Origin of the sequence: Saccharomonospora sp. NB11 (genome assembly GCF_015910535.1) — a bacterium.
Lineage (GTDB): Bacteria > Actinomycetota > Actinomycetes > Mycobacteriales > Pseudonocardiaceae > Saccharomonospora.
In genome coordinates this window covers 158,440-184,083 of sequence record NZ_JACBJG010000008.1, presented here as the reverse complement: position 1 = coordinate 184,083, position 25,644 = coordinate 158,440, and the positions used below count along the sequence as shown (strand labels likewise).

Genomic DNA, 25,644 nt, shown 5'->3' with positions numbered 1-25,644 from the left:
TGTCCGATCACCGGAAGGGCGCGTGATGATCTTCTCACTTCAAACGAGGTCAAGTCATAGTAAAGTCGATGAATTGCGCGGCGGCCGTGACAGCGACACGAAATCGCGCCGCTTCCCTCGCTCGCCCCACTCCCCCGAGGACCGAGAACCCGGCTCTCTCCTGCGACGACACCACCGCGACACCCGTCACCCGCGTGCGTTACGGTGTTCGCCGTGAACGTCGACGTAACCCCCCTGCCGGGAATCGGCGTCCGTAAGGACTTCGCGCTGGACAACGGTCGGCGCGTGGGTGTTGTCACACACCGCGACGGCATGATCGATCTCATCGTGTCGAAGGCGGAGGACCCCGACGCGTGCCTGGCCTCCCTTCCGCTCACCGTGGAGGAGGCGGGCACCCTGGCGAACCTGCTCGGCGCGCCCCAGTTGGTGGCGCAGTTGAACGAGGAGCAGGACGAAGTTCCCGGCATCAGCACCAAGCAGCTACCGCTCAAGAGCGGATCCCCTTACGACGGTCACACGCTGGGCGACGTCGCCCTCCGCAGCCGTACGGGCGTGTCCGTCGTGGCCGTCATGCGCGCGGGCCAGGTTCATCCGTCCCCCGCACCCGATTTCCTGTTCACCGGTGGTGACGTGCTCGTCGTCGTCGGCACGTCCGACGGGCTCGACGAGGCCGCCAAGATTCTCAAGCAAGGCTGAGGCACACTCGCGTGGATCACACCGCACTGTCCCTGCTCGAACTCGGCGCTGTGTTCTTCGGATTGGGGGTGCTGGGCCGACTCGCGGGCAAGATCGGCATGTCCCCGATCCCGTTGTACCTGCTCGGGGGCCTGGCATTCGGCAGTGGCGGTGTCTTCTCCCTCGGCGACATCAGTGGCTTCACGTCGCTCGCGAGCGAGATCGGTGTCGTGCTCCTGCTGCTCACGCTCGGTCTGGAGTACACGGCCGACGAACTGTTCACCGGGCTGCGTCGCTCGTGGACGTCGGGGCTGATCGACCTGGTGCTCAACGCGGCGCCGGGTGTCGCGGTCGCCCTGATCCTGGGGTGGGGCCCGCTCGGGGCTCTCGCCCTCGGCGGCATCACCTACATCTCCTCGTCGGGCATCATCGCGAAGGTACTCGGCGACCTCGGGCGACTGGGTAACCGCGAGACACCTGTTGTGCTGTCGATCCTCGTGTTCGAGGACCTCGTCATGGCGGTGTACCTGCCGATCCTCACCGCCGTCCTGGCCGGGGTGAGCCTCCTCGGCGGCCTCAAGGCCGTCGGCATCTCGCTCGCCGTCGTCAGCCTGGTCATGCTCGTGGCCCTCAAGTACGGCCGCTACGTGTCGGCCGTGGTCGACAGCCCCGACCGCGAGATCTTCCTGCTCAAGGTCCTGGGCTCCGCGCTGCTCGTGGCCGGGCTGGCCTCGGCCATGCAGGTCTCGGCGGCGGTCGGCGCGTTCCTGCTGGGCATCGCGATCTCGGGGTCCACCGCCGAGAACGCCACGAAGCTGCTCGAACCGCTGCGCGATCTGTTCGCCGCCGTGTTCTTCGTCGTGTTCGGTCTCAACACCGACCCGGGCAGCATCCCTCCGGTGTTGCTGTGGGCGGTCGTGCTGGCCGTCGTCACCACGGCCACGAAGGTCACGACCGGGTGGCTGGCCGCGCGCCGCAACGGCATCGGTCGGATGGGCCGGGCTCGGGCGGGTGCGGCGCTCGTCGCACGCGGCGAGTTCTCCATCGTGATCGCCGGGTTCGCCGTGTCGGCGGGTGCCGTGGAGAGCGAGCTCGCCGCCCTCGCGGCCACCTACGTGTTGATCATGGCGATCCTCGGCCCGATCGCGGCGCGGGTCGTGGAGCCGGTGACCCGGATGTTCGGCGGCAAGTCCTCGCACACCGAGACCGTCCCAACCTCGTGACGTTCGCCCGAGCGGTGGTGACCGGGTGAGGCGAGTGCCTCCCGTCCGCCACCGCTCGGGCGTTCCGGTGGTCGAGGCCGCGAATGTTGTCGAAACGGGCTTCGATGCGTGGTGATCTCGCTACGGTGGCACGGTCGGCGTCCCCGATCCGCGCCACGTCGAAAGGTCTCCGCGGTGCTCACCTGGCTGTGTCTCTCGCTCGGAATCGCCTTCGGCGCGTCCGTGCTGCCAGTGATGAGCGTCGAGCTGTTCGTGATCGGCCTGGCCTCGGCCGACTCGTCGCTGCCGTGGATCGGTATCGGTGCCGCCACCGCGCTGGGCCAGGTGGCGGGCAAGTTGCTCTACTACCTGGCCGCCCGGGGCACGATCGAACTCCCGGCGACGCTGAACCGACCCCGACGCCCCAGCCCACCGTCCGCCCGACGAGACCGGTGGCGCAGGCACACCAAGCGCCTGCGCATGCTGCTCGACACCGTCCGGGAACGCTGCCATCGGCACCCGCACTGGATGACCGTCACCTACGGCGTCAGCTCGGTGTTCGGGCTCCCGCCGTACATGGCCACGGCCGTGCTCGCCGGCATCGTCCGCATGCGACTGTCGCTGTTCGTCGCGCTCGGCTTCCTCGGCAGGTTCGTGCGTTTCAGCACGCTGGCCGCCGCCCCGGCCGTGTTCGCCCAGGTCTTCCGTGTCTGACTCGGTCCGACACGGTCTGACGCGGTCCGGCGGGGCCCGACGACCGTCAGCGAGCGCTCTCGGACTCTGCGGCTTCGAGCTCCACGGCCTTGCGCATGACACCACGCGCCCGTTTGCGATCACCGGCGATGTCGTAGGCGTAGGCCAGGCGGTACCAGGCCCGCCAGTCGTCGGGTGCCTTCTCCACCTCCGCGCGTCGCAGCTCGAACCACGCGTCGGCAGCCTCACGATCGACGCGGCCGGAGGGGCGCCGGGGCAGGTCGGACGTGTCGGGAAGTCCTCCCTCGGCCTCCAACCGGCGGGACAGGCGTTGGACGGCGAGCCCGGACCGCCAGGTCGCCACCAGCATCCAGGCACCCAGCAGCGGCAGCACGAGGACCCCGACGCCGAGCGCGACCGCAACCGGCTCCCCGGAGCGGAGCAACTCCACCGCGCGGCCCGCGAGCAGGACGAGGTAGACGGCCACGGCGACCGTGGCGACGACGGCGAGCTGACGCGTTCTCACGGCGGCACTCACAGGTCGAGGACGTGTTCGAGCCCGACGGTGAGCCCCGGACGGGACACCACCGACCGGATGCCGACCAGGACACCGGGCATGAACGACGTGCGGTCGAGCGAGTCGTGGCGGATCGTCAGCGTCTCGCCGGGTGCTCCGAAAAGGATCTCCTCGTGCGCCACGAGCCCAGGCAGTCGCACGGAGTGCACGCGCACGCCGTCGACGTCGGCGCCGCGAGCGCCGTCCAAGGCCGACGTGGTCGCGTCCTCGCCCGGTCCCAGTCCCGCATCCGCGCGAGCCTGGGAGATCAGCCGGGCGGTGTGGGCGGCCGTGCCCGAGGGGGCGTCGGCCTTGCGGTTGTGGTGCAGCTCCACCACCTCGACGGACTCGTAGTACCGCGCCGCCTGCTGCGCGAACCGCATGGCGAGCACGGCACCGAGAGCGAAGTTCGGGGCGACCAGCACGCCCAGCTCCGGCTTCTCGGCCAGCCACCCGGTGAGCGTGTCGATCTTCTCGTCGGTGAACCCGCTCGTGCCGACCACCGCGTGCAGTCCGTGGTCCACGGCGAACCGCAGGTTGTCCATCACCGCGTCGGGGTGGGTGAAGTCGACGACGACGTCGGCCGACGTCAGCGCCGCGAGAGCGTCGTCGGAGTTGACCGTGGCCACCACGGTCATGTCCGGAGCGCCGTTGACGGCCTTCACGACCTCGGTGCCCATGCGGCCTCGCGCACCCAGTACGCCGACCTTGATCGGATTCCGGTCACCCGCGGTGGATGCCCCGGTCATGCCATCACCTCGTGCAGTTCCTCGGGGAGCTCGTCGGTGTGAGCGTACGGCCCGACCACGGCGACCGCCGCGCGGCCACGCCTCCGCCGGAGCAGGGCGCGGGCGAGGTCGGCCACGTCGTCGCCCGTGACGGCGTCGATGCGGGCCACCGTGTCGCTCACGCTCTCGTAGAGCCCGTAGTTCAACTCGTTCTTGCCCAGACGCATCATCCGGGACGCGGTGTCCTCCATGCCGAGCACCAGGCCACCGCGGAGCTGGCCCTTGGCGCGGGCGATCTCCGCGTCGGTGAGGCCGTTCTCGGCCACCTCGGCGAGGACCTCGCCGACGACGCCGGCCACCTCGCCCAGCCGGTCCGGCTGACAGCCGACGTAGACGTCGAGGTGCCCGGCGTCGGCGTAGGTCGCCACCGACGAGTACACCTGGTAGGCGAGTCCGCGTCGCTCCCGGACCTCCTGGAAGAGCCGCGAACTCATCCCACCGCCGAGCGCGGCGTTGAGCACCGACAGCGTGGAGCGCCGCTCGTCGTGCCGGTCGAGCGCCCGCACCCCCAGCATGAGGTGCGCCTGCTCGGTGTCGTCGGTGTGCAGGGCGAACCCCGGCGATCGACCGAAGCGGGCCCGGCCCGTCCTCGGCGGGGTTGGGGTGTCCGATGCGGACAGTCGATCGCGCAGTGCGGAACGGACGAGGCGCACCACCTCGGTGTGGTCCACATTGCCCGCCACGGACAACACCATCCGATGTGGCCGGTACCGCGTGCGGTAGAAGGACCGCAGTGCGGCAGGCGTCAGCTCGGTGATCGACTGTTCGGTGCCGAGCACCGATCGTCCGAGCGGATGTTTCGGCAGGATCGTCTCCACGAACGTCTCGTGGAGCAGGTCCTCGGGATCGTCGTCGCGCATGGCGATCTCTTCGAGCACCACCCGGCGCTCGGTGTCGACGTCGCGGTCCTCGCAGGTCGCGGAGAAGACGACGTCGGTGATCAGATCCACCGCAAGTGCCAGGTCCTCGTCGAGCACCTGGGCGTAGAAGCACGTGTGCTCCTTCGAGGTGAACGCGTTCATCTCTCCGCCGACCGCGTCGATCTCCTCCGCGATCCGCGTGGCGTCCCGCCGTTTCGTGCCCTTGAACAGCAGGTGTTCGAGGTAGTGCGCGGCCCCCGCGACCTTCGGTTGCTCGTCACGGGAACCAACGCCGACCCACAGGCCCAGCGTGGCCGAACGCACGCCCGGCACCGACTCGGTGATCACCCGAAGTCCACCGGGCAGAACCGTGCGCTTCACGACGCTCGGTCCCGCGTCGAGAGTGCGCGTGGAGTTGATCTTCTGGAGATGTCCGGCAATCTGTCGCGCCATGACCTCGTCGACTCACCTCAGCCGAACGGCCCGTCACCGCCGGTGCGGTCGGCGACGGGCCGTTCGGGATCGTTCGTTGTGATGTTCAGCGTGCTGAGCGTCGCGACGCGTGCTTACTCGACGTCGGCCGGGCCGCCCTCGCCCGCCTGCTTCTCCGACTTCTCGGCGCGCTCGCCCTTGTCGCCGCCACGGTTGCGGCCACCCCGGCGGGTGCGCTGCCGCGGCCGGTCGGAACGCGGCTTGTCGGCCTTCGCCTGCTGGCCCTCGCCGGACTCCTCCGACTTCGTGTCGTCGGTCGCCGCGTCGGACTTGCCCTCGTCCTCGGCGTCCTCCCGCACGACGATCAGGCTGATCTTGCCGCGGCTGTCGATGTCGGCGATCTCCACGCGCAGCTTGTCGCCGACGTTGACGACGTCCTCGACCTTGTCGATGCGCTTGCCGTTGCCCAGCTTCGAGATGTGCACGAGGCCGTCCTTGCCGGGCAGCAACGACACGAACGCACCGAACGCCGCCGTCTTCACGACGGTGCCCAGGAAGCGCTCGCCCACCTTGGGCAACTGCGGGTTGGCGATGGCGTTGATCTTGTCGATCGCGGCCTCGGCGGACGGACCGTCGGCGGCGCCGACATAGATCGTGCCGTCGTCCTCGATCGAGATGTCCGCGCCGGTCTCCTCGGTGATCGAGTTGATCATCTTGCCCTTCGGGCCGATGACCTCACCGATCTTGTCCACCGGCACCTTGACGCTCGTCACGCGCGGCGCGTAAGGGCTCATCTCGTCGGGCTGGTCGATGGCCTCGGCCATGACCTCCAGGATCGTCAACCGGGCGTCGCGCGCCTGGTTGAGCGCCGCGGCCAGCACGTCCGACGGAATGCCGTCGAGCTTGGTGTCGAGCTGCAGCGCGGTGATGACGTCCTTGGTGCCCGCGACCTTGAAGTCCATGTCGCCGAAGGCGTCCTCGGCGCCGAGGATGTCGGTGAGCGCCACGTACTTGGTCTCGCCCTCGACCTCGTCGGACACCAGCCCCATGGCGATACCCGCCACCGGCGCCTTCAGCGGCACACCGGCGTTGAGCAGGCTCATCGTGGAGGCACACACCGACCCCATCGACGTGGAGCCGTTGGAGCCGAGCGCCTCGGACACCTGACGGATGGCATACGGGAACTCCTCGCGCTTCGGCACCACGGGCACGAGCGCGCGCTCGGCCAGCATGCCGTGGCCGATCTCCCGCCGCTTCGGCGTCCCCACCCGACCGGTCTCACCGGTGGAGAAGGGCGGGAAGTTGTAGTGGTGCAGGTACCGCTTCGTCGTCGCGGGCGACAGCGTGTCGAGCTGCTGCTCCATGCGGAGCATGTTCAGCGTGGTGACGCCCAGGATCTGCGTCTCGCCACGCTCGAACAGCGCCGAGCCGTGCGCCCTCGGCACCACGGAGACCTCGGCGGACAGCTGGCGGATGTCGGTGACGCCACGCCCGTCGATGCGCACCTTGTCACGCAGGATGCGCTGCCGGATCAGCTTCTTGGTGAGCGCGCGGAACGCGGCCCCGATCTCCTTCTCGCGGCCCTCGAACGCCTCGCCCTCGTTGATGCCGACGCGCTCCAGGACAGCGGCCTTGACCTCGTCGATGGCGGTCTCGCGCTCCTGCTTGCCCGCGATGGTCAGCGCCTTCGCCAGGTCGTCGGTCGCGATCGCGGCCACCGCGTCGTAGGCGTCGGTCTCGTAGGCCGGAAAGACCGGGAACTCGCCGACCGGCTTGGCGGCGGCGTCCGCCAGGCGCTGCTGCGCCTCGCACAGCACGCGGATGAAGGGCTTCGCGGCGTCGAGACCCTGCGCGACGGTCTCCTCGGTGGGCGCGGTGGCGCCCTCCGCGATCAGGTCGAGGGTGTTCTCGGTTCCCTCGGCCTCGACCATCATGATGGCGACGTCCTCGGGGCGGTCACCGACGATGCGGCCCGCCACGACCATGTTGAACGTCGCGCGCTCCAGCTGCGACCAGGTCGGGAACGCGACCCACTGGTCCTCGATCAGCGCGACCCGCACACCGCCGATGGGGCCGGAGAACGGCAGACCACCGATCTGGGTGGAGGCCGACGCAGCGTTGATCGCGAGCACGTCGTACGGGTCGTCCGGGTGCAGCGACTGCACGGTGACGACGATCTGGATCTCGTTGCGCAGCCCGTCGGCGAACGACGGCCGCAGCGGCCGGTCGATCAACCGGCAGGTCAGGACGGCGTCCGTGGACGGACGACCCTCGCGACGGAAGAAGGCGCCGGGAATCCGACCCGCCGCGTACATCCGCTCCTCGACGTCCACCGTGAGGGGGAAGAAGTCGAAGTGCTCCTTCGGCTGCTTCGACGCGGTGGTCGCCGACAGCAGCATCGTCTCGTCGTCCAGGTAGGCGACCACGGCACCGGCGGCCTGCCGGGCAAGTCGGCCGGTCTCGAACCGGACCGTACGGCGGCCGAACCGGCCGTTGTCGATCACGGCTTCCGTCTCGTGGACGGCGGGTGCGGCAGTGCCGCTCATGTCGGTCATGACTGTTGTTACTCCTCGTACGTTCGGGCGAGCACTTCCCCGCTCGTCGGGGAACGCGCGAGGTACGAGGCCGGTCATCGATCGAAGCCGACGGGAGGTGTCCCGGCGGCCACTACCGAGGACCGGCTACGGCGTCCTCGTGCGCCCGTGCGCTCACCCATGGGTGTTGCACTCTTGTACCGAGGGGGCGTGACCCGGCCCGGGTCACGCCCCCTCGGAGTCCGTCATCGACGCAGACCGAGTCGCTGGATCAGCGAGCGGTACCGGTTGATGTCCGTCCGCGTCAGGTAGTTGAGCAGTCGGCGACGACGGCCGACCAGCAGCAACAGGCCACGACGCGAGTGGTGGTCCTGCTTGTGCACCTTGAGGTGCTCGGTGAGGCCGATGATCCGCTTGGTGAGCAGAGCAACCTGCGCCTCGGGCGATCCGGTGTCGGACTCGTGGAGCCCGTACTCGGCCAGGATCGACTTCTTCTCCTCGGTGGTCAGAGCCACGCGTTCACTCCTTGGGAATGTGCCGTGTCATCGTTCTCGCGAGTACCGGCCGCCACGGACCGCAGCCGGACTCAACTGTCGAGACTATCAGCTCACCCGCGACGATCGCGCCCGCACGCGGTCACCACGGCGCGTCGAGGGGAAACCGGCGCACCACGCGGTAGTGCGGACCGACGCCCGGTTCGGGTGCCGGATCACTGCGCATCAAAACGATCTCGGACACGTCCCACTCCGGCGTCGTGACCTGCGCCAACGATCGACGACAGTGGTCGATCGTCGCCTGGACCCGGCGCTGCTGCGCACGCGGACCGCGCCGCCGTCGGGCCAACGCCAGTGTGAGATGGGCGACGTACGGCCGCTCCTCGGTGTCGGTGCGTGCCGCCTGCGCCACCTCGGCGAGCCCACGCCCTCGCAGTCCCAGCCACAGCACGCCCGGGAACGAGCCCGACCCTTCGACGCGGACGGTCGGTGACGGGAGGCCGGCGAGTCGGGTGCGCAGCCACTCGGCCCTCGCCTCCGGCTCGTCGTGACCGTAGAAGCCCAGGGTGACGTGCCACTGCTCCACCGAGGTCCACCGCAACAGCTCCGGTGACCGCGCCGACACCCCCGCGTCCCGCAGCGCCCGCCGCACGGCCACCAGGACGTCCTCGGGAGGCACCAACGCGCTGAACAACCGGGCCCGCTCCGCCACGGCGGCCTCCGATCCGCCGACTACTGGGCCTTGCCCGCCCTGCGAAGCAGGTCGGCGATGGCCGGGAAGTCGGCATCGAGACGATCGGCCGCCTCCAGCAGGCTCTCGTCCTCGGCGACGTCGCGCAGAGCCGCGAGCGCGGCGGCCTCGTCGGAACCCGATCCCACCGGGAAGTTGTCGCGGTTCACCGTCGGGCGTGACGCCTTGACGTCCTCCAATGCCGCGCGCAACGCCTCCTTGCTGCCCGCCGCCACCTCGGGCGTCAGCACCTTGCGCTCCAGCATGATGAGCCGCGCGAGCACCACGGGGTTGCCGATCTTGGCTCGTCGCCCGCTCATGACCTGGCTGAGCATGGGAGCACTGATACCCAGCACCTCCGCGAGGTACGCCTGGGAGACGTCGAAAGCGACCACAAGCCTCCGCACGCGGTCGCCGAGTGGTTCGCCGTACCACTCGCGCTGCAACGCGATGTTCCGCTGGACGATCTTGTGGTCATCCACGACTGAGTTCTGCTCCCCTCCACGACACCGGCCCCGTGAAGACACGCCGGCCAGTCAGCATCTTGTCAGGTGTGTCCCCTCCCACGGGGCGAAACCCCTCAGGCATTCGCAATCGCACCGGGTCGAAGCACGGTCAGGTACCGGCAATGCCGCTCAGCCACCGAGGATGCGGCGCGTCCGGACCACGTCCTCGTCGATCTCGCGAACCAGTTGTTCCGGGCTCTCGAACGTGATCTGACCCCGGAGCCGCTCCACGAAGTCGAGCGCCACCTGCTGTCCGTAGAGGTCGGCGTCGAGGTCCAGGACGTAGGCCTCCACGGTGCGTTCCCGTCCGGAGAAGGTGGGGTTCGTCCCCACCGACACGGCTGCGGGCAGGCGCTCCTCCTCGTGACCCTGGCGAAGGAACCAGCACGCGTACACGCCGTCGGCGGGCACGGCGGCGTACCGCGGCAGGGACAGGTTCGCCGTCGGGTAGCCGAGCACCCGCCCCCGGCCCTCGCCGCGCACCACGATGCCTTCCAGACGGTGCGGCCGGCCGAGCGCCTCGGCCGCCGCCACGACGTCTCCGGCGTCGATGCATGACCGTACGTAGGTGGAGGAGTAGGTGATCTCGCTCTGCTCGTCGTCCTCGGGCGCGAGCCGGCCCTGCAACGAGGCCTCGTACGCGGTGAACCCGAACCGCCTGCCGAGGGATTTCAGCGTCTCGACCGTGCCCGCGGCCTTGTGACCGAAGCGGAAGTTCTCCCCCACGATGACGGTGGCGGCGTGCAGGCGGTCGACCAGGATCTGGTGCACGAACTCGGCGGGACTCAGGCGCGACAGCTCGGGTGTGAACGGCAGGACGGCGAAGACGTCGACGCCGAGCTGCTCGATCAGGTCGGCCTTGCGCGTCAGCGTCGTGAGCTGGGCGGGATGGCTCCCCGGGCGGACCACCTCGGTCGGATGCGGGTCGAACGTGAGGACCACGCTCGGCAGGTTGCGCTGCCGCGCCGCCTCGACCGTCCGCGCGATCAGGGCCTGGTGCCCTTTGTGGACACCGTCGAACACTCCGATCGTGACCACGCACCGGCCCCAGTCGCCGGGAAGATTCTCCACACCACGCCAACGCTGCACGTGGTGCAGAGTAGCCGTTTCGACGCCCTCACCCCGCCGGTGGGCCGGGCGAGGGTGGGCCGGATCGCGCTGCGAAGCGGCCCCGACGACCCGGTGGTGCCGCGGCCTCAGGCCGGGTCGAGCACGACGACGGCCTTGGCGGTGCGGCCGTTGTCCTGGGCCAGCGCGAGAACCCCGCCGTCCGGACCGAACACCCCGTAGGTGCCCGTGACACCCGACGCGGGAATGCGCTGTCCGTGTCGGATCGCGGCGGCCACGGGAGCGTCCACGTCCACTCTGGGGAACGCGGCGGCCACCGCCTCACCCAACGTCAGCGACAGCGCGGGATCACGTTCGACGTCCTCCAGCGAACGCGCCCTGGCCAGCGTGAACGGGCCGACCGACGTCCGCCGCAACGCCGCGAGATGCCCTCCGACGCCCAACGCCGCACCGAGGTCACGTGCCAGAGCGCGCACGTACGTGCCGGACGAGCAGTCCACCATCACGTCGAGTTCGATCCGGTCGGTCTCCCGGCGCAGCGCGAGCAGGTCGAACCGGTACACACTGACCGGGCGGGCAGGCAGGTCGACGTCCTCGCCCGCGCGGACTCGCGCGTAGGCACGCTTGCCGTCCACCTTGACCGCGCTCACCGCGCTGGGCTTCTGCAGGATGTCGCCCGTCAACGCGGCGATCCCCGCGTCGATGTCGGCGTCGGACACGGCCGCGAGTGCACCGCTCTCCGCGCGCGTCACGACCTCGCCCTCGGCGTCGTCGGTGGTGGTGGCCGCGCCGAGCGAGATCGTGGCGAGGTAGGTCTTGCGGTCGAGCGCGAGGTGACCGAGCAGCTTCGTGGCCCGCTCGACGCCCAGCACCAGCACGCCCGTGGCCATCGGATCGAGTGTCCCGGCGTGGCCGATCTTGCGGGTGCGCAGGAACCGGCGTGCCTTGGCGACGACGTCGTGCGACGTCATCCCGCTCGGTTTGTCGACGATCAACAGGCCGGGAGGTGGGGCTTGGGCGGACACGCACGCACTGTAACCGTCGCCGTCCACCCGCCCGCAGCCCGGCCACGCGCTCCCCGGCATCGGACCGGCTCAGACCGGCGAGGCCGCCCGCTCCACGGAGGTGCGCGCCGTGTCCCAGCGGTGTCGGCGCAGCCGCACCGGCACCGGTTCACCCCGGTCCTCGGCAGCGAACACGACCGCCCTGGCCCGCCGCCACCAGACGAGCATCCGCCAGGCGCCGAACGCGAGCACGGCCACCATGGTCAGCAGCGCGATCCGGTAGTTGCCGCCGGTGACCTCCAGCAGCACCCCGACGGCCAGGGACGCGACGGCGGTGGCGACGAACCCGCCCACGTTGACGATGCCGGTGGCGGTGCCGACCCGCGACACCGGGTTGTAGTCGCGTGCGAGCGCGAACCCGATCAACGAGCAGGGGTTGCCGATCGAGAGGATCACGAACGCGGGGATCAGCACGGCGACGGGCACCTGTCCCGGCCAGCCGAGCAGCACGGCCCACACCACACCGGTGAGCGCGAGCTGCGCGCCGACGATCGGCATGCGCCATTCCGGCCTGCGCCCCACGAACCCGCCGACCAACGGGTTGCTGACGAGCGCCCCGATCACGAACGCGGCGAGCAGCGAACTCGCCGTCGTGGCGGAGTAGCCCTGGCCGTCGACGAGGAACGGCAGGCCCCACAGGAAGACCAGGACGTTCTGGGAGAACGGGGTCGAGAAGTGGGTCCAGAACCCGAGGCGAGTCCCCGGCGTGCGCAGCGCCTCCTTGAGCTGGCCCACGATCTCGGAGGCCGACGCCGTCGAGACCGTGGAGTTGCGCGTGGTGGGCGTGTCGTGCACGCGCAGGGTCACCACCGCCGTGAACACGAACGTCGCCAGCCCGGCCACGAGGAACGTCGGCGTCCAGCCGGGACCCGCCAGCAGCAGCGTCAGCGGCAGGGTCGCCACCAGGTTGCCCACGAACCCGAGCGCGCCCGTCAGGGCCGTGACGAGCATGTACTGCCTGCCCGGGAAGTGGTTGGCCGCCAGGCGCAGCACCGACACGAACGTCAACGCGTCACCGAGCCCCACCACGCCGCGGGCGACGAGCGCGAGCGCGTAGGTCTGGGAGACGGCGAGCAACACCTGCCCGAGCCCGAGGAACAGCAGCGCCCAGACGAGGATCCGGCGAGGACCGAACCGGTCGACCAGCAGTCCGGTGGGCACCTGCATCGCCGCGTACACGCTGATCTGCAGGACGGTGAACGTGGCGAGAGCGGCCGAGCCGACGCCGAACCGTTCGGCGGCGTCGAGGCCCGCCACCCCGAGCGAGGTGCGGTGGAAGACGGCGAGGACGTAGACGACGGCAGCGGTCAACCAGATCAACCACGACCGTAACGACGAGGTCGGCATGGTCGTGGTGGGTCGGGACGGCAAGAGACTCCTCCAGTGGCGGGCCGGACGGCATTCGGGCAGGAACCGAGGGCGACGCGACAGTGGGTCCCACTACTTGTATCGCCTAAGCAACCTCGATACTTACCTGTGACCTCGGTGTGATTCGCCACAGCGGCCCGTGACCGGACGCGTCAGCGGTCGGCGTCCTGCGGGGTCTCGGCGCCCTCCACCGCCCACCGGCCCGAGCGCCAGCGCACCAGCACGAACGCCAGGCGGAGGAGCATGAACACGGTGAGTCCCGTCCAGATCCCGACGAGGCCCCACCCCACGGCGAGTGACACCCAGATCAACGGCAGGTAGCCGAGGACGGCACTGCTCAGCGTCGCGGTCCGCAGGAACGCCGCGTCACCCGCCCCGAGCAGGACCCCGTCGAGCGCGAACACCACTCCCGCCACGGGCTGCAACGCGACGAAGAACCACCACGCGTGCGGGATCGTGCCGAGGACCCCGGCGTCGGTCGTGAACGCGTGGGGCAGCACCGGGTACGCCGCCGCGAACACCACGCCCAGCACGCAGCCGAAGATCAACCCATAGCGGACGATCTGGGCTGCGATGGCCTGCGCCCGCCGTGCCTCGCGGGCACCCAGCGCGGCACCCACGAGCGACTGCGCCGCGATGGCCACCGAGTCGAGCACCAGGGACAGGAACGTCCACAACTGCCACACCACCTGGTGGGCACCGACGGCCTCGGTGGACGTCCGGGCCGCCACCGCCGTGGCGGAGACGAAGCAGGCCTGGAAGGCGAGGCTGCGCAACACCAAGTCGCGGCCCAACCGCAACTGCGCACGCATCACGCGGAGGTCCGGCCGCGCGAGACTGCCCTCACGCACCAGCGCCCGCAGGAACAGCGTGGCCGACACCGCCTGGGCGACCACGTTCGCGACGGCGGAGCCTTCCAGCCCCCAGCCCACCGGGTAGACGAGCACGGGGCAGAGCACGGCCGACAGCGCGTTGCCCGCCAGGACGTAACGCAGGGGCCGCACGGCGTCCTGGACCCCGCGCATCCACCCGTTGCCCGCCATCGTCACGAGGATCATCGGCGCCCCGCACAGCGCGATGCGCAGCCACGACACCGTCTGTTCGGCGACCTCCTCGTCCCCCGACATCGCCAGGGCGACGGGTTCGGCGAGCAGTTGTCCCACGAGCAGCACCAGCAGCCCGACGGCGAGCGCGAGCCACGTGGCCTGCACGCCCTCCCCGACGGCCTCGGCACGCCGACCGGCGCCGTGGAGTCGGGCCGTGCGCGACGTCGTGCCGTACGACAGGAAGGTGAGCTGGGTCGACACGAGCGCCAGGAGCGTGCCACCGAGCGCGAGTCCCGCGAGTGGCAGAGCGCCGAGGTGGCCGACCACCGCGGTGTCCACCAGCACGTAGAGCGGTTCGGCTGCCAGGACACCCAGCGCGGGGACGGCGAGCCGCCACACGTCCCGGGCCGGCACACGAGGTGAGGGCGCGTCGGTCACGGCAGCAGCGTAATCGGGTCGGCAGCCCGCTGGACTAAGCTGTCTCGCCGATGCCCGAGTACGCGATCCTCATCCTTCCCTCCGCCAACCGCGTCTACACCGACTCCGCTCCCGCGCTGGTGGCGGCCGAGTTGTCGGCGTTCTCGTCCGTGCTTTCCGCAACGGTGACCGAGACCGGCACTCGCACGCTCGGGGGTGTCGACTACGTCACCCTGGCGACCGAGGAACCGCTGTCCGCCGACGACGTCGCCCGCGTGTCGAACGTCTCCTCGGTGTACGCGCTCTTCGAAGTCACCGGCGAACTGCTGCGGCCGGTCATGCTCTCCCCCGCGGCGCGGTTCGACTCCGACCTGCTCACCATCCAGAAGTACCCGGGCAAGACCAACGAGCAGTTCACGCAGCTCGTCTACAACCTGACCCTGCTGGCGTCCCGCTGGGCGCAGGAGGGCTTTGACACCCGGTTGCACGTCCTCGACCCGCTGTGCGGTCGGGGCACCACGTTGAACCAGGCCATGATGTACGGCCACGACGCCACGGGCGTCGAGGTCACGGCGAAGGACTTCGAAGCCTACGAGCGGTTCGTCAAGACGTGGCTGCGCACCAAGCGGCTCAAGCACACGGCCCAGTCCGGGACACTGCGGCGCAACAAGCGGCGGTTGGGGCAGCGGCTGGAGATCGAGTACGCGGCCGACAAGGAGTCGTACCGGGCCGGTGACACCCGCACGCTCGTCTACTACAACACCGACACCCTGCGCACCGACGAGCTCGTCCGCGAAAGCTCGGTGCACCTGATCGTCACCGACGCGCCGTACGGCGTGCAGCACGGCAGCCGCGGCGAAGACGACGCGCTCGCCCGCAGCCCGCGCGACCTGCTCGCGGCGGCGATCCCCGGCTGGACCCGGGTGCTGCGCTCCGGTGGAGCCCTCGGCCTGTCGTACAACACCCACGTGCTCGCCCGGTCGGAGCTGACCGCAATCTGTGAGCGTGCCGGACTGACCGTGGTGACCGGCCCGGGCTACGACGGGCTCGCCCACCGCGTCGACCAGTCCATCGAGCGCGACGTCGTCGTGGCGCGGAAGTAGCGCGGGGGCGCGCCTCACTCGACCGGGAGGCGCGTCACCACCTTGTCCGGCCGGTCGATCCAGAGCGCGTGGTTTCCGTCGGGGGCCACGCTGAGTCCGAACCTCGTGGGCTCCGGGCGACCGCGGTCGTGCCACCACCGCGCGAGTCCGGTGAGGTCGTTCCAGAGGTTCCGTGGACCGCCGTGGACGACGGTGGCGTACCCGTCTCCGTCCGACTGCGCCCGCGCCCACGCGCCCGACTCCGCGTCGGTCAGCGCGTAGAGAACGCTGTCGTCGTCGCCGTACACGATGGCCTTGTGCACGTGCGGGAACACGATCGCGTGCAAGCACTGCAACGACCGTTCCTCCAGGTAGGAAGGCCGGACACCACGGTCGCGCCGTCCTCGACGGCAGGCCTCGGCGATGATGTCACGCACCGTCGGTCCCCCGAGGCCGGCGTCGAGGTCCGGGTTCATGGACGTGACGTAGTCGGTGAACCGACCGACCGCGGAACGGTCGCTGCCCACCGTGAGGCGGACGAGCAGGAAACCGACGTCGATCAGGATCGTTCCGCCGGGGCGCACCTGCGCGAGCCACGCGGGAGGAACCCAGGGGATTCCTCGCGTGGCGACGATCCGGTCGTAGAGCGCCGTGGAAGGTGCGCCGTGGGCGTCGTTCCCGGCGACCAACCGTGGGCGGTGCCCGAGGTCGGCGAGGCGGGTGCGGACCTGCTCCACGAGCTGAGGATCGTTCTCGACGGCGGTGACGGCGCGGTGTCCGAGTTCGTGACACAGCAGGGCCGTGAGGTAGCCACTGCCGTGCCCGATCTCCAGCACGCGGTGGCCACGATGAACGTCCAGACGGTCGAGCAGTAGTGCGATGCGCGCCGGCGTGGCCGCGTTCGGCGTGGCGGTCGCGCCCGCGATCCGCTGGGTGAGGAGTGCGACGTTGCCGTGGACGGCGGTGAGCGCGGGCCCGGGGTCGGCGTCGAGGTCGTAGTGCGTGAGCCTGCCGGTTCGTGGGTCGCGCACGGTAAAGGCGTCGACGAACACTTCGCGTGGGACGGCGCGGAAGGCGTGGACCCAGCGTCGCTCGTGCAGGAAACCGTCGGCCACGAGACGGTCGACGAGCCGGGCTCGCAGCGCGGCGCTGTCGAGAGTTCTGGTGATCACGTCAGGTCTCCGGGCAGCGCGTCGACGCGCCTGACGCGGGGCCGTCGGCGACGCCGCACGTGCTGAGATCGAGGTCGGGTGGATGCGCACCGCGAACATCCTCACCCGGCCCGGAGCTACTCGCAGGTCAACAAGGACGGGCGTTCCGCCACGATCCCGACCCACCGTGCCGAGCCACGCACACTCGTGCTGCTCCGACTGCGACAGAGCGGCAAGCAACACATTGTGGCTGCACAGACCTCGGCGCCGTCACGAGCCGGAGAACGTCGTCACCAGACCCGAGGACGACGCCACGCAGAACCTCGACGCGGCGTTCAACGACGCCGCTCAGTGGCTCCACAAGCGCACCGACTACTCCTCCGACGTCACCGCGGTCCCGCGAGCCAGGTCGGACCGCGGTGAGCACCGAAACCGGCCGGCGACTACTCCTCCTCGTCGTCCTTGCGACGGTAGGGATCGGGCTCGCCCGCAGGCTGGGCACCCGTGGCCAGGCGAGCCACCTCGGCGTCGGCCTCCCGGGCCTTCGCCAACAGGTCGTCGATGTGGCGCGCGTCCTGCGGAAGCTGGTCCGCCACGAACGTCAGTGACGGCGTGTAGCGCACGCCCGTACCCTGTCCGACCTTGGTGCGCAGCACGCCGCGGGCGGACTCCAGTGCGGCAGCGGCCCCGGCGAAGTCCGGCGCGGCGTCGAGGCTGTCCCCGAGCACCGTGTAGTACACGGTGGCGTCACGCAGATCGCCGGTCACCCGGGCATCGGTGATGGTCACGTTGCCGAGCCGCGGGTCCTTGATGTCGTGTTCCAGCGCGGACGCCACGATCTGCGCGATCCGCTTCGCCAACCGTCGTGCGCGAGCCTGATCGGCCATGACGCACCCCCTTCTCTCTTACGCTCTCACGCTTCGTCGTCGGGACCCAGCAGCCGCCGGTGTGCCGACAGCAGCTCGATCTCCGGGCGGGCCGCCACGAACCGCTCGCACGCGTCCAGTACGTCACGCACGTGAGCACCGTCCGCGGCCACCACGGCCACTCCCACCACTGAACGCCGGTGCAGGTCCAGATGTCCGGCCTCGGCCACCGACACCTCGAACCGACGCCGCAGCTCGGCGAGGATCGGCCGGACGGCCGACCGCTTCTGCTTCAGCGACCGCACGTCGCCGAGCAGGATGTCGAGCTCCAATGTGCCGACGTACATCGTTGTCGCCCCCCCCACTGACGACGACGGCCGGGCGGGTGTCGTTCGCCCGCCCGGCCGTCGGTCCTGACTCAGTCGCGCGGCTTCTCGCGCAGCTCGTACGTCTCGATCACGTCGCCGACCTTGATGTCGCCGAACTTGCCGAGCGTGAGACCGCACTCGAATCCCTCGCGGACCTCGACCACGTCGTCCTTGAACCGGCGCAGCGAGTTCACCGGCAGGTTCTCGGAGACCACCACGTTGTCGCGCAACAGGCGCGCCTTCGCGTTGCGGCGAATCTCGCCCGACGTGACGAGGCAACCGGCGATCGTGCCGAACTTGGAGGACTTGAAGACCTCGCGGACCTCGGCCTTGCCGAGCTCCACCTCCTCGTAGATCGGCTTGAGCATGCCCTTGAGGGCCTGCTCGATCTCTTCGATCGCCTGGTAGATGACCGTGTAGTACCGGACGTCCACGCCCTCGCGGGTGGCCCGCTCGGTCGCCTTGCCCTGCGCACGGACGTTGTACCCGATCACGATGGCGTCGGAGGCGGTGGCGAGGTCGATGTCGCTCTCGGTCACGCCACCCACGCCGCGGTGCACGACGTTGAGCTCCACCTCGTCACCGACGTCGATCTGGAGCAGGGACGCCTCCAGCGCTTCGACGGTACCCGAGTTGTCACCCTTGATGATCAGGTTGAGGGTGTTGGTCTCCTTCAGCGCGGAGTCCAGGTCCTCCAGGCTGACGCGCTTGCGGCGAGCCGCGTTCTCCGCGTTGCGGATACGGGCCTGTCGACGCTCCGCGATCTGCCGGGCGACGCGGTCCTCCTCGACCACGAGGAAGGTGTCACCCGCCCGAGGCACCGACGTGAAACCGATGACCTGCACCGGCCTCGACGGCGTCGCCTCGGTGACGTCGCGGTTGTACTCGTCGACCATGCGCCGCACACGACCGTAGGCGTCGCCGGCCACCACCGAGTCGCCGACGCGCAGCGTGCCGCGCTGCACCAGCACGGTCGCCACGGGACCGCGACCACGGTCGAGGTGCGCCTCGATGGCCACACCCTGGGCCTCCATGTCCGGGTTGGCCCGCAGGTCCAACGCCGCGTCGGCGGTCAGCACGATCGCTTCGAGCAGACCGTCGATGTTCTGGCCCTTCTTGGCGGAGATGTCGACGAACATCGTGTCGCCGCCGTATTCCTCGGCCACGAGGTTGTACTCGGTCAGCTGCTGACGCACCTTGGCCGGGTTCGCACCCTCGACGTCGATCTTGTTGACCGCGACCACGATCGGTGCCTTGGCGGCCTGAGCGTGGTTGATGGCCTCCACCGTCTGCGGCATGACACCGTCGTCGGCCGCGACCACGATCACGGCGATGTCGGTGGCCTGCGCACCACGGGCACGCATGGCGGTGAACGCCTCGTGACCCGGGGTGTCGATGAAGGTGATGACCCGGCGGTCACCGTCCACCTCGGTCTCGACCTGGTAGGCGCCGATGTGCTGGGTGATGCCGCCGGCCTCGCCCTCGGCGACCTTCGCCTGCCGGATCGTGTCCAGCAGTCGCGTCTTACCGTGGTCGACGTGACCCATGACGGTCACCACCGGCGGCCTCGGCCGCAGATCCTCGTCACCACCGGCGTCCTCGCCGTAGGTGATGTCGAAGGTCTCCAGCAGCTCGCGGTCCTCCTCCTCGGGGCTGACCACCTGGACGTTGTAGTTCATCTCCGAGCCGAGCAACTCGAGCACGTCCTCGGAGACGGACTGCGTCGCGGTGACCATTTCACCGAGGTGGAACAGCACCTGCACCAGGGAGGCCGGGTTCGCGTCGATCTTCTCCGCGAAGTCGGTCAGCGAGGCACCGCGCGGAAGGCGGATGGTCTCGCCGTTGCCCTTCGGCAGACGCACGCCGCCGACCGACGGCGCCTGCATGTTCTCCATGTACTCCTGGCGCTTCTGCCGCTTCGACTTGCGGCCCTTGCGCGAGGGTCCACCAGGACGTCCGAAGGCACCGGCCGTGCCGCCGCGGCCACCAGGGCCACCGCGACCGCCTCGGAAGCCGCCGCCACCGGGACCGGGGCGGAAACCGCCGCCACCGCCGCCACCGGGGCGGAAGCCACCGCCGCCGCCACCGCGCGGACCGCCGCCACCGCGACCGCCACCGGGGCCTCCACGGCCACCGGGGCCGCCGCCACGACCACCGCCGGGACCACCGGCCGGACGGGCCGGGCGCGACGGCATCATGCCGGGGTTCGGACGCGGCGGCATGTTGCCCGGGCTCGGGCGGTTACCACCGGGACGCGGGCCACCCTGCTGACCGCCACCGGGTCGCGGGCCACCCTGCTGGCCACCTCCGGGACGCGGCGGCGCGGGGCGCGGCGCGGGCGAACCGGAGCCGACACCGAAGGGGTTGTTGCCGACCCGCGGGGGACGCGGACCCGGCTTCGGACCGGGCTTCGGACCCTGCGGCTTCGGCGGGACGACGGAGCCCTGCTCCTTCGCCTTCGCGGCCGGAGCCTGCTCGGCGGGCTTGGGCGCGGGGCCAGGTCGCGGCCCCGGACGCGGACCCGGCTTAGGGCCCGGCGTGGGCTTGGGCTGACTCTGTTGCGGCTGCTGCGTCGGCTGCGGCCGCTGCGGCGGCCCCGGCTTCGGCGCGGGCACGCCGCGACCGGACGGCGCAGGCTTCGGGGCCGGACCACGGCCACCGGACGGCTTCTCGGCCTGCTTGCCGTCCTTGTTCGAGAACGCGTCACGCAACCGTCGGGCGACGGGCGCCTCGACCGTGGATGACGCGGACTTCACGAACTCGCCCTGCTCCTTCAGCTTGGCGAGTACTTCCTTGCTCGTGACACCGAGCTCTTTCGCGAGCTCATGTACGCGGGCTTTGCCTGCCACTGCTCTCCTCAACTGGTGAGGTCTGGCGGCGAAACCCGCAGACCTCGTCCTATCGTCGCGCGTTCATGGCTTCAGCTTCACGGCTGACTCATGACGGGTCGACCTGCTTCCTTGTCCGTTCCGGGCGTGGCAAACCCACGCCCGCCTTTCTCTCGGTGTGCCGTTCCACATGATGCCGCAGGCCACTGGTGTCGAGCATCCCCTTAACCCGAAGGGCACGAGGGAACGCCCGTCGCCGTTCGGCCTTGGACAGGCAGTCCGGGTCCGGGTGCAACCAGGCTCCACGGCCCGGCAGGCGCCGACGTTCGTCGACCACCAACCGCCCGTCCGATGCGACGACGCGGGACAGCGCGCCGATCGACTCCCGTTGCCGACACCCGACACACAGACGGACCGGCGTGGTCACGTCCGCATGTCGCGTCGAAGTCGGCTGTGGGTGTCGCACCACAACCCAGTTTAGACCTTGGTCGATCAGTCGGAGGAACCGGTCGCCGCGGGGTGTTTCCTCACACTCGACTCCACCGGCTCGGGAGCGGCATCGCTGCGGATGTCGATCTTCCATCCGGTGAGTCGAGCGGCGAGCCGGGCGTTCTGCCCTTCCTTGCCGATCGCCAGGGACAACTGGAAGTCCGGCACGACGACCCGGGCCGTCCTGGCCCGTTCGTCGACCACACTCACCGATACAACCTTCGCGGGCGACAGTGCATTCCCGACGAAGCGCGCCGGATCGTCCGAGTGATCGATGATGTCGATCTTCTCGCCGCCCAGCTCGCTCATCACGTTGCGCACACGCGCGCCGACGTGGCCGATGCAGGCGCCCTTGGCGTTGACGCCCGGCACCGTGGATCGGACGGCGATCTTCGAACGGTGTCCGGCCTCCCGCGCCACGGCCGTGATCTCGACCGTGCCGTCGGCGATCTCGGGCACCTCCAGGGCGAACAGCTTGCGCACGAGGTTCGGGTGCGTGCGCGACAGCGTGATCTGCGGGCCACGCGCCGTGCGGGAGACCCCGACGACGTACGCCTTCAAACGAGCGCCGTGTTCGTAGCTCTCGCCGGGCACCTGCTCGGCCGCGGGCAGCACGCCCTCGGTGTCGCCGACCTGGACGATGACCATGCCCCGGGCGTTGGCCTTGGCGTCGCGCTGCACGACGCCCGCGACGATCTCGCCCTCCTGGGCCGAGAACTCGCCGTAGGTCCGCTCGTGTTCCGCGTCACGCAGCCGCTGCAGGATGACCTGCCGGGCCGTGGCGGCGGCGATCCGGCCGAAGCCCTCGGGAGTGTCGTCCCACTCCTCCTCGATCTCGCCGTTGGCGTCGAGCGTGTAGGCGAGCACGCGCACGTAACCGGTCTTGCGGTCGATGTCGATCCTCGCGTGCGGCTGGTGCCCCTCGGTGTGCTTGTACGCCGTCAGCAGCGCGCTCTCGATCGCCTCCAGCACCGTTTCGAAGGGGATGTCCTTGTCCGCTTCGATCGCGCGCAACGCCGCGATGTCGACGTTCACCTCGACTCCTCCTTCGTGTCGGTACCTTCACCGATCTTGCCGCAACCGTCGTCTTCCAGCAGCTTGAGCTCGTCGGCAGGCGGTTGCTTGAACTCGACCTCCACGACGGCCTTGCGCACGTCCGCGTAGCGCAGATCGCGAATCTGCCCGTCCACCAGTATGCGCACCGAGTCCTCGCTCGCGGCACCGACACGGCCCACGAAAGCGGCACCGTCGTGCGGTGTGACGCGGACCAGCCGCGAGCGCGCCCTGCGCCAGTGGCGCTGCTGGGTCAACGGCCGGTCGAGCCCCGGCGACGTCACTTCGAGCGTGTAGGCCCCCGCGATCAGGTGTTCGTGCTGGTCGAGCACCTGAGACACCGCCCTGCTGATCTCAGCGACCTGGTCGAGTTCGACGCCGTCGTCGCTGTCGACCACCACCTTCACCAGCTTGCGCCTGCCCGCCTGTTGGACGTCGAGCGCATCGAGATCGACACCCGCGGCCCCGACGGCTTCGGCCACGAGTGGCTCCAGCCTGCTGGCGAGTTCGTTGGGCACCGTGAAGCTCCCTGTTGTCCTTGTTCTGAAATGGTGGTCCAGCTTATCGTGCCCCGACCACCTCCCGCCGAGCGTCGTCGGCTGGTGGCAGGATGCAACGCGTGACTTCCCGATCCGGCAGATCCGGGCTCGACAGACGAACCTTCCTGCGGGCCGTGGCGTTCACCGCACTGGCCGTTCCGACCACCACCGGTCTGGTGGCGTGCACGTCGGGTTACGAGGACACGCCCGACCCCTTGCGCCCGTTGTGGCTGCAGGCCGAGGACCACGCGAAGGCCGCCCGGCGGCTGGCCGCGGAGTCGACGGAGAGGCATGACCTCGCGAACGCGGTGGCCACGCTCCGGTCGGCGCAGGCGAAGGCGCTGCGCGCCGAGGTGGAACGACTCAACCGGCCCGTGCCCGAAGAGAGCGCGCCGGCGACGGCCGTCCGGGACGACGACCTCTTCGCGTCGCTGGCGCAGGGCCGCGACGACGCGCTGGCGCTGCTGCCCGACCTGCCCCGGCACCGCGCGGGCCTGGTGGGCGCGGTCGCCGCGGGCTGCGCGGCGGCCCTGGAACTCGGTCCGGCGTCCCAGGCCGAGGAGCCCGACGTCGACGTGACGTCGGTGAGGCGGTTGGAGGACGACACGGCACAGGCCCTGCAGACCGCGCTGGGAGCCGAGCACGCCGCCGTCTGGGTGTACGGCCTGGTGCGAGCGTTCCTCGACGCCGACTACGACGGGGGCATCTCCCGAGGGGAGCGGGCCCACCTCGAACGGCGTGACCGCGCCGAGCGGCTGCTGACGGCCGCGGGTCGACCTCCGCGTCCGGCCGAGCCCGCCTACGTCGTCGGCGACTCGGTGACCGACCCGACGTCCGCCGCCCGTGCCGTCGCCACCGCCGAGAACGACGCCGCGACCGCCTGGCACGGCGTGCTCGAACGCACCGACGACACGACGGTGCGGACTTTCGCCGTCCAGTGCCTCCTCGGAGCGGCGACCCGGGGGGTGCACTGGCGTGACGCCGCCGGGCTGGACCCGCGCCTGCAGCCGTTGCCGGGCCGGGAGACGACCGCCCACTGACGGGCGGTCGTCCCGTCCGGTCGCTCAGCCCGCGGCGAGGTGCTCGGACAGCCGAGCGGCGTCGCTTGTGATCTCGGAGAGCAGCTGGTCGTCGGAGTGCTCGTCGAAGAAGTCGGCCTCCACGATGGTCACCTGCTGCCCCTCGACCTTCGAGTAGTACGCGCCCCGGGCGACCACCGGGGCGCGCGGCAGCGTGGCCGTGCCGTCCCGGACCAGGTCGTTGACGTTGCCCGTGCCGTCGGTGTCGGTCACCGCCTTGAGCTGCTGGGCCTGTGCGCCGTCGGGCATCACGACCAGCACGACCGACACGAGCGCACGCGCCTGGCCCTCCTGGACCGTGTAGAGACCGCGGACGACCTTCTCGCACGGATGCTGGGAGAACCACTCCTGCATGTCGCCGTAGGAGTTGCCCGCGCAGTCCGTGGCCTTGACCGGGCCGGTCACGACCTCGTACGAGAAGCTGCCGTCGGTCAACGGGTTCGTCGACGGGGGCGCCGCCTCCGGCGTACCCACGACCCCGCCACCACCGCCGGACCGGACGAGTCCCCAGACCACGCCCGCCACCACGGCGACACCCACGAGAACGGCGACGAGGACGAGCGGCTTCGGCCCCGTCCCACCTCCCGGCCCCGACACGGGTGCCGGACCGGTGTCCGCGCCCCCGTCGACGGCCGGCAACTGTGCCGTGTCGGTCACTCCATGCCTGTGCTCCTGTGCAGCCACGGATCGTGACCGTAGTCGTCGCTCATCCGAGCGCACGCACCACCCGGTCGACGTCGGCCTCGGTGTTGTAGATATGGAATCCCACTCGGGCGCGCCCGGCCCTGACACTGGCGAGGACACCCGCCTCGGTGAGCCGTTCCAGGGCCCGTGGCGCGGACAGCGACACGACGGCACTGTCCTGGGGTGCCAGTCCGAGTGCCGCGCGGAGCCGGTCGGCGAGGCCGACGCAATGGGTGCGCACCTCGTCGAGGTCGAGCGAGGCGAGGTAGGACAGGGCCGGAGCCGCGCCCACGAACGAGGGCCAGGCCGGGGAGACGTCGAACCGCCGCGCGGTGTCGGCCAGCCGCAGCGGCAGACCGTAGATGCTGTCCCAGCGGTCCTGTCCCGCGTACCAGGACGCGGCGACGGGACGCATCCGGTCGACCACTCTCGGGTGCACGGCGAGCCAGGCCACGCCCTTGGGCGCGAGCAGCCACTTGTACCCGGCGCCGACCACCCAGTCGGCCCAGTCCAGGCGTAGCGGACGCCAGCCCGCGGCCTGACTGATGTCGAGCAGGACGGGAACCCGGGCGGCCTCGGCCGCCACGCGCACCGCGTCGAGGTCCACGACCGCGCCGTCAGCCGACTGCACGACGCTCACCGCGACGAGGTCGTGCCGGGCCACCGCGTCGGGCAGGTCGGGCAACGGCACCTCGGTGACCGTGACGCCCCGGTCGGCCTGGGCGGCGAAGGGGAAGGTGACGCTCGTGAACTCGCCCTCGGCGACGAGGACCCGGCAGCCGTCCGGCACGGACTGCCCCACGAGACCGACGAGCGGTGAGACCGAGGAGCCCACCGCCACGCGGTCCCCCGGGACCCCGACGAGCCGTCCGAACGCCTCCCGGGTGTCGTCCACGATCGGGTCGAGATCCGCGGCCCGGAGCCGCCCGGTGCTCCAGTCGCGCACGAACCGCTGCACCGCCTCGACGGCCCGGCGAGGTGGTACTCCGACGACCGGGGTGTTCAGGTATCCGTCGACGACGTCGAACTCGGCTCCGAAGGCAGTCCTCATGAGCGCACCCTAGCCGCGAAG

The 25,644-nt window shown here is 70.4% G+C and carries 25 protein-coding genes; 5 read left to right on the top strand and 20 right to left on the bottom strand.

Annotated elements, in window-relative coordinates; genetic code table 11:
* Nucleotides 1-213 precede the first annotated feature (213 nt).
* The 3 genes from JAV51_RS14220 to JAV51_RS14210 all read left to right on the top strand — a co-directional run bounded on the left by JAV51_RS14220 (nucleotide 214) and on the right by JAV51_RS14210 (nucleotide 2,591).
* Nucleotides 214-696 (top strand): cation:proton antiporter regulatory subunit, encoded by a 483-nt coding sequence (locus tag JAV51_RS14220; protein WP_197321194.1) that lies wholly within the window; start codon nucleotides 214-216, stop codon nucleotides 694-696.
* A gap of 11 nt (nucleotides 697-707) precedes the next feature.
* On the top strand, nucleotides 708-1,898 hold the full coding sequence (locus tag JAV51_RS14215) for a cation:proton antiporter (RefSeq protein WP_197321193.1): 1,191 nt from the start codon (nucleotides 708-710) through the stop codon (nucleotides 1,896-1,898).
* 174 nt (nucleotides 1,899-2,072) lie between these two features.
* On the top strand, nucleotides 2,073-2,591 hold the full coding sequence (locus tag JAV51_RS14210) for a hypothetical protein (protein WP_197321192.1): 519 nt from the start codon (nucleotides 2,073-2,075) through the stop codon (nucleotides 2,589-2,591).
* 46 nt (nucleotides 2,592-2,637) lie between these two features.
* Here the strand turns inward: JAV51_RS14210 and JAV51_RS14205 are convergent, their stop codons facing one another.
* The 11 genes from JAV51_RS14205 to JAV51_RS14155 form a co-directional block, all read right to left on the bottom strand.
* Nucleotides 2,638-3,096 (bottom strand): hypothetical protein, encoded by a 459-nt coding sequence (locus tag JAV51_RS14205; protein ID WP_197321191.1) that lies wholly within the window; start codon nucleotides 3,094-3,096, stop codon nucleotides 2,638-2,640.
* An 8-nt stretch (nucleotides 3,097-3,104) separates the two neighbouring features.
* Nucleotides 3,105-3,875 carry a 4-hydroxy-tetrahydrodipicolinate reductase gene (gene dapB, locus JAV51_RS14200; RefSeq protein WP_197321190.1) on the bottom strand — a complete coding sequence of 257 codons (771 nt, stop codon included), beginning with the start codon at nucleotides 3,873-3,875 and terminating at the stop codon, nucleotides 3,105-3,107.
* Nucleotides 3,872-5,227: a pitrilysin family protein gene (locus tag JAV51_RS14195; protein ID WP_197321189.1), complete on the bottom strand. Its 1,356-nt coding sequence runs from the start codon at nucleotides 5,225-5,227 to the stop codon at nucleotides 3,872-3,874. The genes dapB and JAV51_RS14195 overlap by 4 nt, the downstream gene beginning before the upstream one ends.
* A gap of 113 nt (nucleotides 5,228-5,340) precedes the next feature.
* A complete protein-coding gene (locus JAV51_RS14190; protein WP_197321188.1) occupies nucleotides 5,341-7,761 on the bottom strand; it encodes a polyribonucleotide nucleotidyltransferase in 2,421 nt (806 codons plus the stop codon).
* Nucleotides 7,762-7,985: 224 nt separating this feature from the next.
* Nucleotides 7,986-8,255, bottom strand: a complete 270-nt coding sequence (gene rpsO / locus JAV51_RS14185; protein ID WP_197321187.1) for a 30S ribosomal protein S15 — start codon at nucleotides 8,253-8,255, stop codon at nucleotides 7,986-7,988.
* A 121-nt stretch (nucleotides 8,256-8,376) separates the two neighbouring features.
* Entirely contained in the window at nucleotides 8,377-8,946 is a 570-nt protein-coding gene (locus tag JAV51_RS14180; protein ID WP_197321186.1) for a 2'-5' RNA ligase family protein, read from the bottom strand.
* 20 nt (nucleotides 8,947-8,966) lie between these two features.
* Complete coding sequence (locus JAV51_RS14175; protein ID WP_197321185.1) at nucleotides 8,967-9,446, bottom strand: helix-turn-helix transcriptional regulator; 480 nt, start codon at nucleotides 9,444-9,446, stop codon at nucleotides 8,967-8,969.
* A 153-nt stretch (nucleotides 9,447-9,599) separates the two neighbouring features.
* Nucleotides 9,600-10,559: a bifunctional riboflavin kinase/FAD synthetase gene (locus tag JAV51_RS14170; protein WP_197321184.1), complete on the bottom strand. Its 960-nt coding sequence runs from the start codon at nucleotides 10,557-10,559 to the stop codon at nucleotides 9,600-9,602.
* A gap of 107 nt (nucleotides 10,560-10,666) precedes the next feature.
* Complete coding sequence (gene truB / locus JAV51_RS14165; protein ID WP_197321183.1) at nucleotides 10,667-11,623, bottom strand: tRNA pseudouridine(55) synthase TruB; 957 nt, start codon at nucleotides 11,621-11,623, stop codon at nucleotides 10,667-10,669.
* A gap of 9 nt (nucleotides 11,624-11,632) precedes the next feature.
* Entirely contained in the window at nucleotides 11,633-12,973 is a 1,341-nt protein-coding gene (locus JAV51_RS14160; protein WP_197321182.1) for a nitrate/nitrite transporter, read from the bottom strand.
* A 149-nt stretch (nucleotides 12,974-13,122) separates the two neighbouring features.
* Nucleotides 13,123-14,454 carry an MATE family efflux transporter gene (locus JAV51_RS14155; protein WP_197321181.1) on the bottom strand — a complete coding sequence of 444 codons (1,332 nt, stop codon included), beginning with the start codon at nucleotides 14,452-14,454 and terminating at the stop codon, nucleotides 13,123-13,125.
* Nucleotides 14,455-14,504: 50 nt separating this feature from the next.
* On the opposite strand from JAV51_RS14155, the gene JAV51_RS14150 reads away from it, so the two are divergent.
* The gene (locus JAV51_RS14150; protein ID WP_197321180.1) at nucleotides 14,505-15,536 is read left to right on the top strand and encodes a TRM11 family methyltransferase; all 1,032 of its coding nucleotides are present in this window, start codon (nucleotides 14,505-14,507) and stop codon (nucleotides 15,534-15,536) included.
* 14 nt (nucleotides 15,537-15,550) lie between these two features.
* On the opposite strand, the gene JAV51_RS14145 is transcribed toward JAV51_RS14150, so the two are convergent.
* The 7 genes from JAV51_RS14145 to rimP all read right to left on the bottom strand — a co-directional run bounded on the left by JAV51_RS14145 (nucleotide 15,551) and on the right by rimP (nucleotide 22,788).
* Nucleotides 15,551-16,687, bottom strand: a complete 1,137-nt coding sequence (locus JAV51_RS14145; protein WP_197321179.1) for a methyltransferase domain-containing protein — start codon at nucleotides 16,685-16,687, stop codon at nucleotides 15,551-15,553.
* A 422-nt stretch (nucleotides 16,688-17,109) separates the two neighbouring features.
* Nucleotides 17,110-17,553, bottom strand: a complete 444-nt coding sequence (gene rbfA / locus JAV51_RS14140) for a 30S ribosome-binding factor RbfA (protein ID WP_197321178.1) — start codon at nucleotides 17,551-17,553, stop codon at nucleotides 17,110-17,112.
* A 26-nt stretch (nucleotides 17,554-17,579) separates the two neighbouring features.
* On the bottom strand, nucleotides 17,580-17,879 hold the full coding sequence (locus JAV51_RS14135; RefSeq protein ID WP_197321177.1) for a DUF503 domain-containing protein: 300 nt from the start codon (nucleotides 17,877-17,879) through the stop codon (nucleotides 17,580-17,582).
* A gap of 71 nt (nucleotides 17,880-17,950) precedes the next feature.
* Entirely contained in the window at nucleotides 17,951-20,749 is a 2,799-nt protein-coding gene (gene infB / locus JAV51_RS14130) for a translation initiation factor IF-2 (protein ID WP_197321176.1), read from the bottom strand.
* Between the two features lie 88 nt (nucleotides 20,750-20,837).
* Nucleotides 20,838-21,197, bottom strand: coding sequence for a YlxR family protein (locus JAV51_RS14125; RefSeq protein WP_197321175.1), 360 nt, complete (start codon nucleotides 21,195-21,197; stop codon nucleotides 20,838-20,840).
* A gap of 23 nt (nucleotides 21,198-21,220) precedes the next feature.
* Nucleotides 21,221-22,252, bottom strand: coding sequence for a transcription termination factor NusA (gene nusA / locus JAV51_RS14120; RefSeq protein WP_197321174.1), 1,032 nt, complete (start codon nucleotides 22,250-22,252; stop codon nucleotides 21,221-21,223).
* A complete protein-coding gene (gene rimP / locus JAV51_RS14115) occupies nucleotides 22,249-22,788 on the bottom strand; it encodes a ribosome maturation factor RimP (protein WP_197321173.1) in 540 nt (179 codons plus the stop codon). Before rimP ends, nusA begins: the two co-directional genes overlap by 4 nt.
* Nucleotides 22,789-22,880: 92 nt before the next feature.
* On the opposite strand from rimP, the gene JAV51_RS14110 reads away from it, so the two are divergent.
* The gene (locus JAV51_RS14110) at nucleotides 22,881-23,849 is read left to right on the top strand and encodes a ferritin-like domain-containing protein (RefSeq protein WP_197321172.1); all 969 of its coding nucleotides are present in this window, start codon (nucleotides 22,881-22,883) and stop codon (nucleotides 23,847-23,849) included.
* Between the two features lie 24 nt (nucleotides 23,850-23,873).
* On the opposite strand, the gene JAV51_RS14105 is transcribed toward JAV51_RS14110, so the two are convergent.
* Together JAV51_RS14105 and JAV51_RS14100 are read right to left on the bottom strand one after the other, a co-directional pair.
* Nucleotides 23,874-24,545, bottom strand: coding sequence for a hypothetical protein (locus JAV51_RS14105; protein ID WP_197321171.1), 672 nt, complete (start codon nucleotides 24,543-24,545; stop codon nucleotides 23,874-23,876).
* Nucleotides 24,546-24,594: 49 nt separating this feature from the next.
* Nucleotides 24,595-25,623 (bottom strand): aminotransferase class V-fold PLP-dependent enzyme, encoded by a 1,029-nt coding sequence (locus JAV51_RS14100; protein WP_197321170.1) that lies wholly within the window; start codon nucleotides 25,621-25,623, stop codon nucleotides 24,595-24,597.
* Between the last annotated feature and the right edge of the window lie 21 nt (nucleotides 25,624-25,644).

What these genes read in the sequence shown, in the direction of transcription:
- dapB (WP_197321190.1), bottom strand. Translation starts at nt 3,875, where the DNA reads ATGACCGGGGCATCCACCGCGGGTGACCGGAATCCGATCAAGGTCGGC.
- JAV51_RS14195 (WP_197321189.1), bottom strand. Translation starts at nt 5,227, where the DNA reads ATGGCGCGACAGATTGCCGGACATCTCCAGAAGATCAACTCCACGCGC.
- JAV51_RS14190 (WP_197321188.1), bottom strand. Translation starts at nt 7,761, where the DNA reads ATGACCGACATGAGCGGCACTGCCGCACCCGCCGTCCACGAGACGGAA.
- truB (WP_197321183.1), bottom strand. Translation starts at nt 11,623, where the DNA reads ATGCCGGGGAGCGCGTGGCCGGGCTGCGGGCGGGTGGACGGCGACGGT.
- JAV51_RS14150 (WP_197321180.1), top strand. Translation starts at nt 14,505, where the DNA reads ATGCCCGAGTACGCGATCCTCATCCTTCCCTCCGCCAACCGCGTCTAC.
- rbfA (WP_197321178.1), bottom strand. Translation starts at nt 17,553, where the DNA reads ATGGCCGATCAGGCTCGCGCACGACGGTTGGCGAAGCGGATCGCGCAG.
- JAV51_RS14135 (WP_197321177.1), bottom strand. Translation starts at nt 17,879, where the DNA reads ATGTACGTCGGCACATTGGAGCTCGACATCCTGCTCGGCGACGTGCGG.
- JAV51_RS14110 (WP_197321172.1), top strand. Translation starts at nt 22,881, where the DNA reads ATGCAACGCGTGACTTCCCGATCCGGCAGATCCGGGCTCGACAGACGA.
- JAV51_RS14100 (WP_197321170.1), bottom strand. Translation starts at nt 25,623, where the DNA reads ATGAGGACTGCCTTCGGAGCCGAGTTCGACGTCGTCGACGGATACCTG.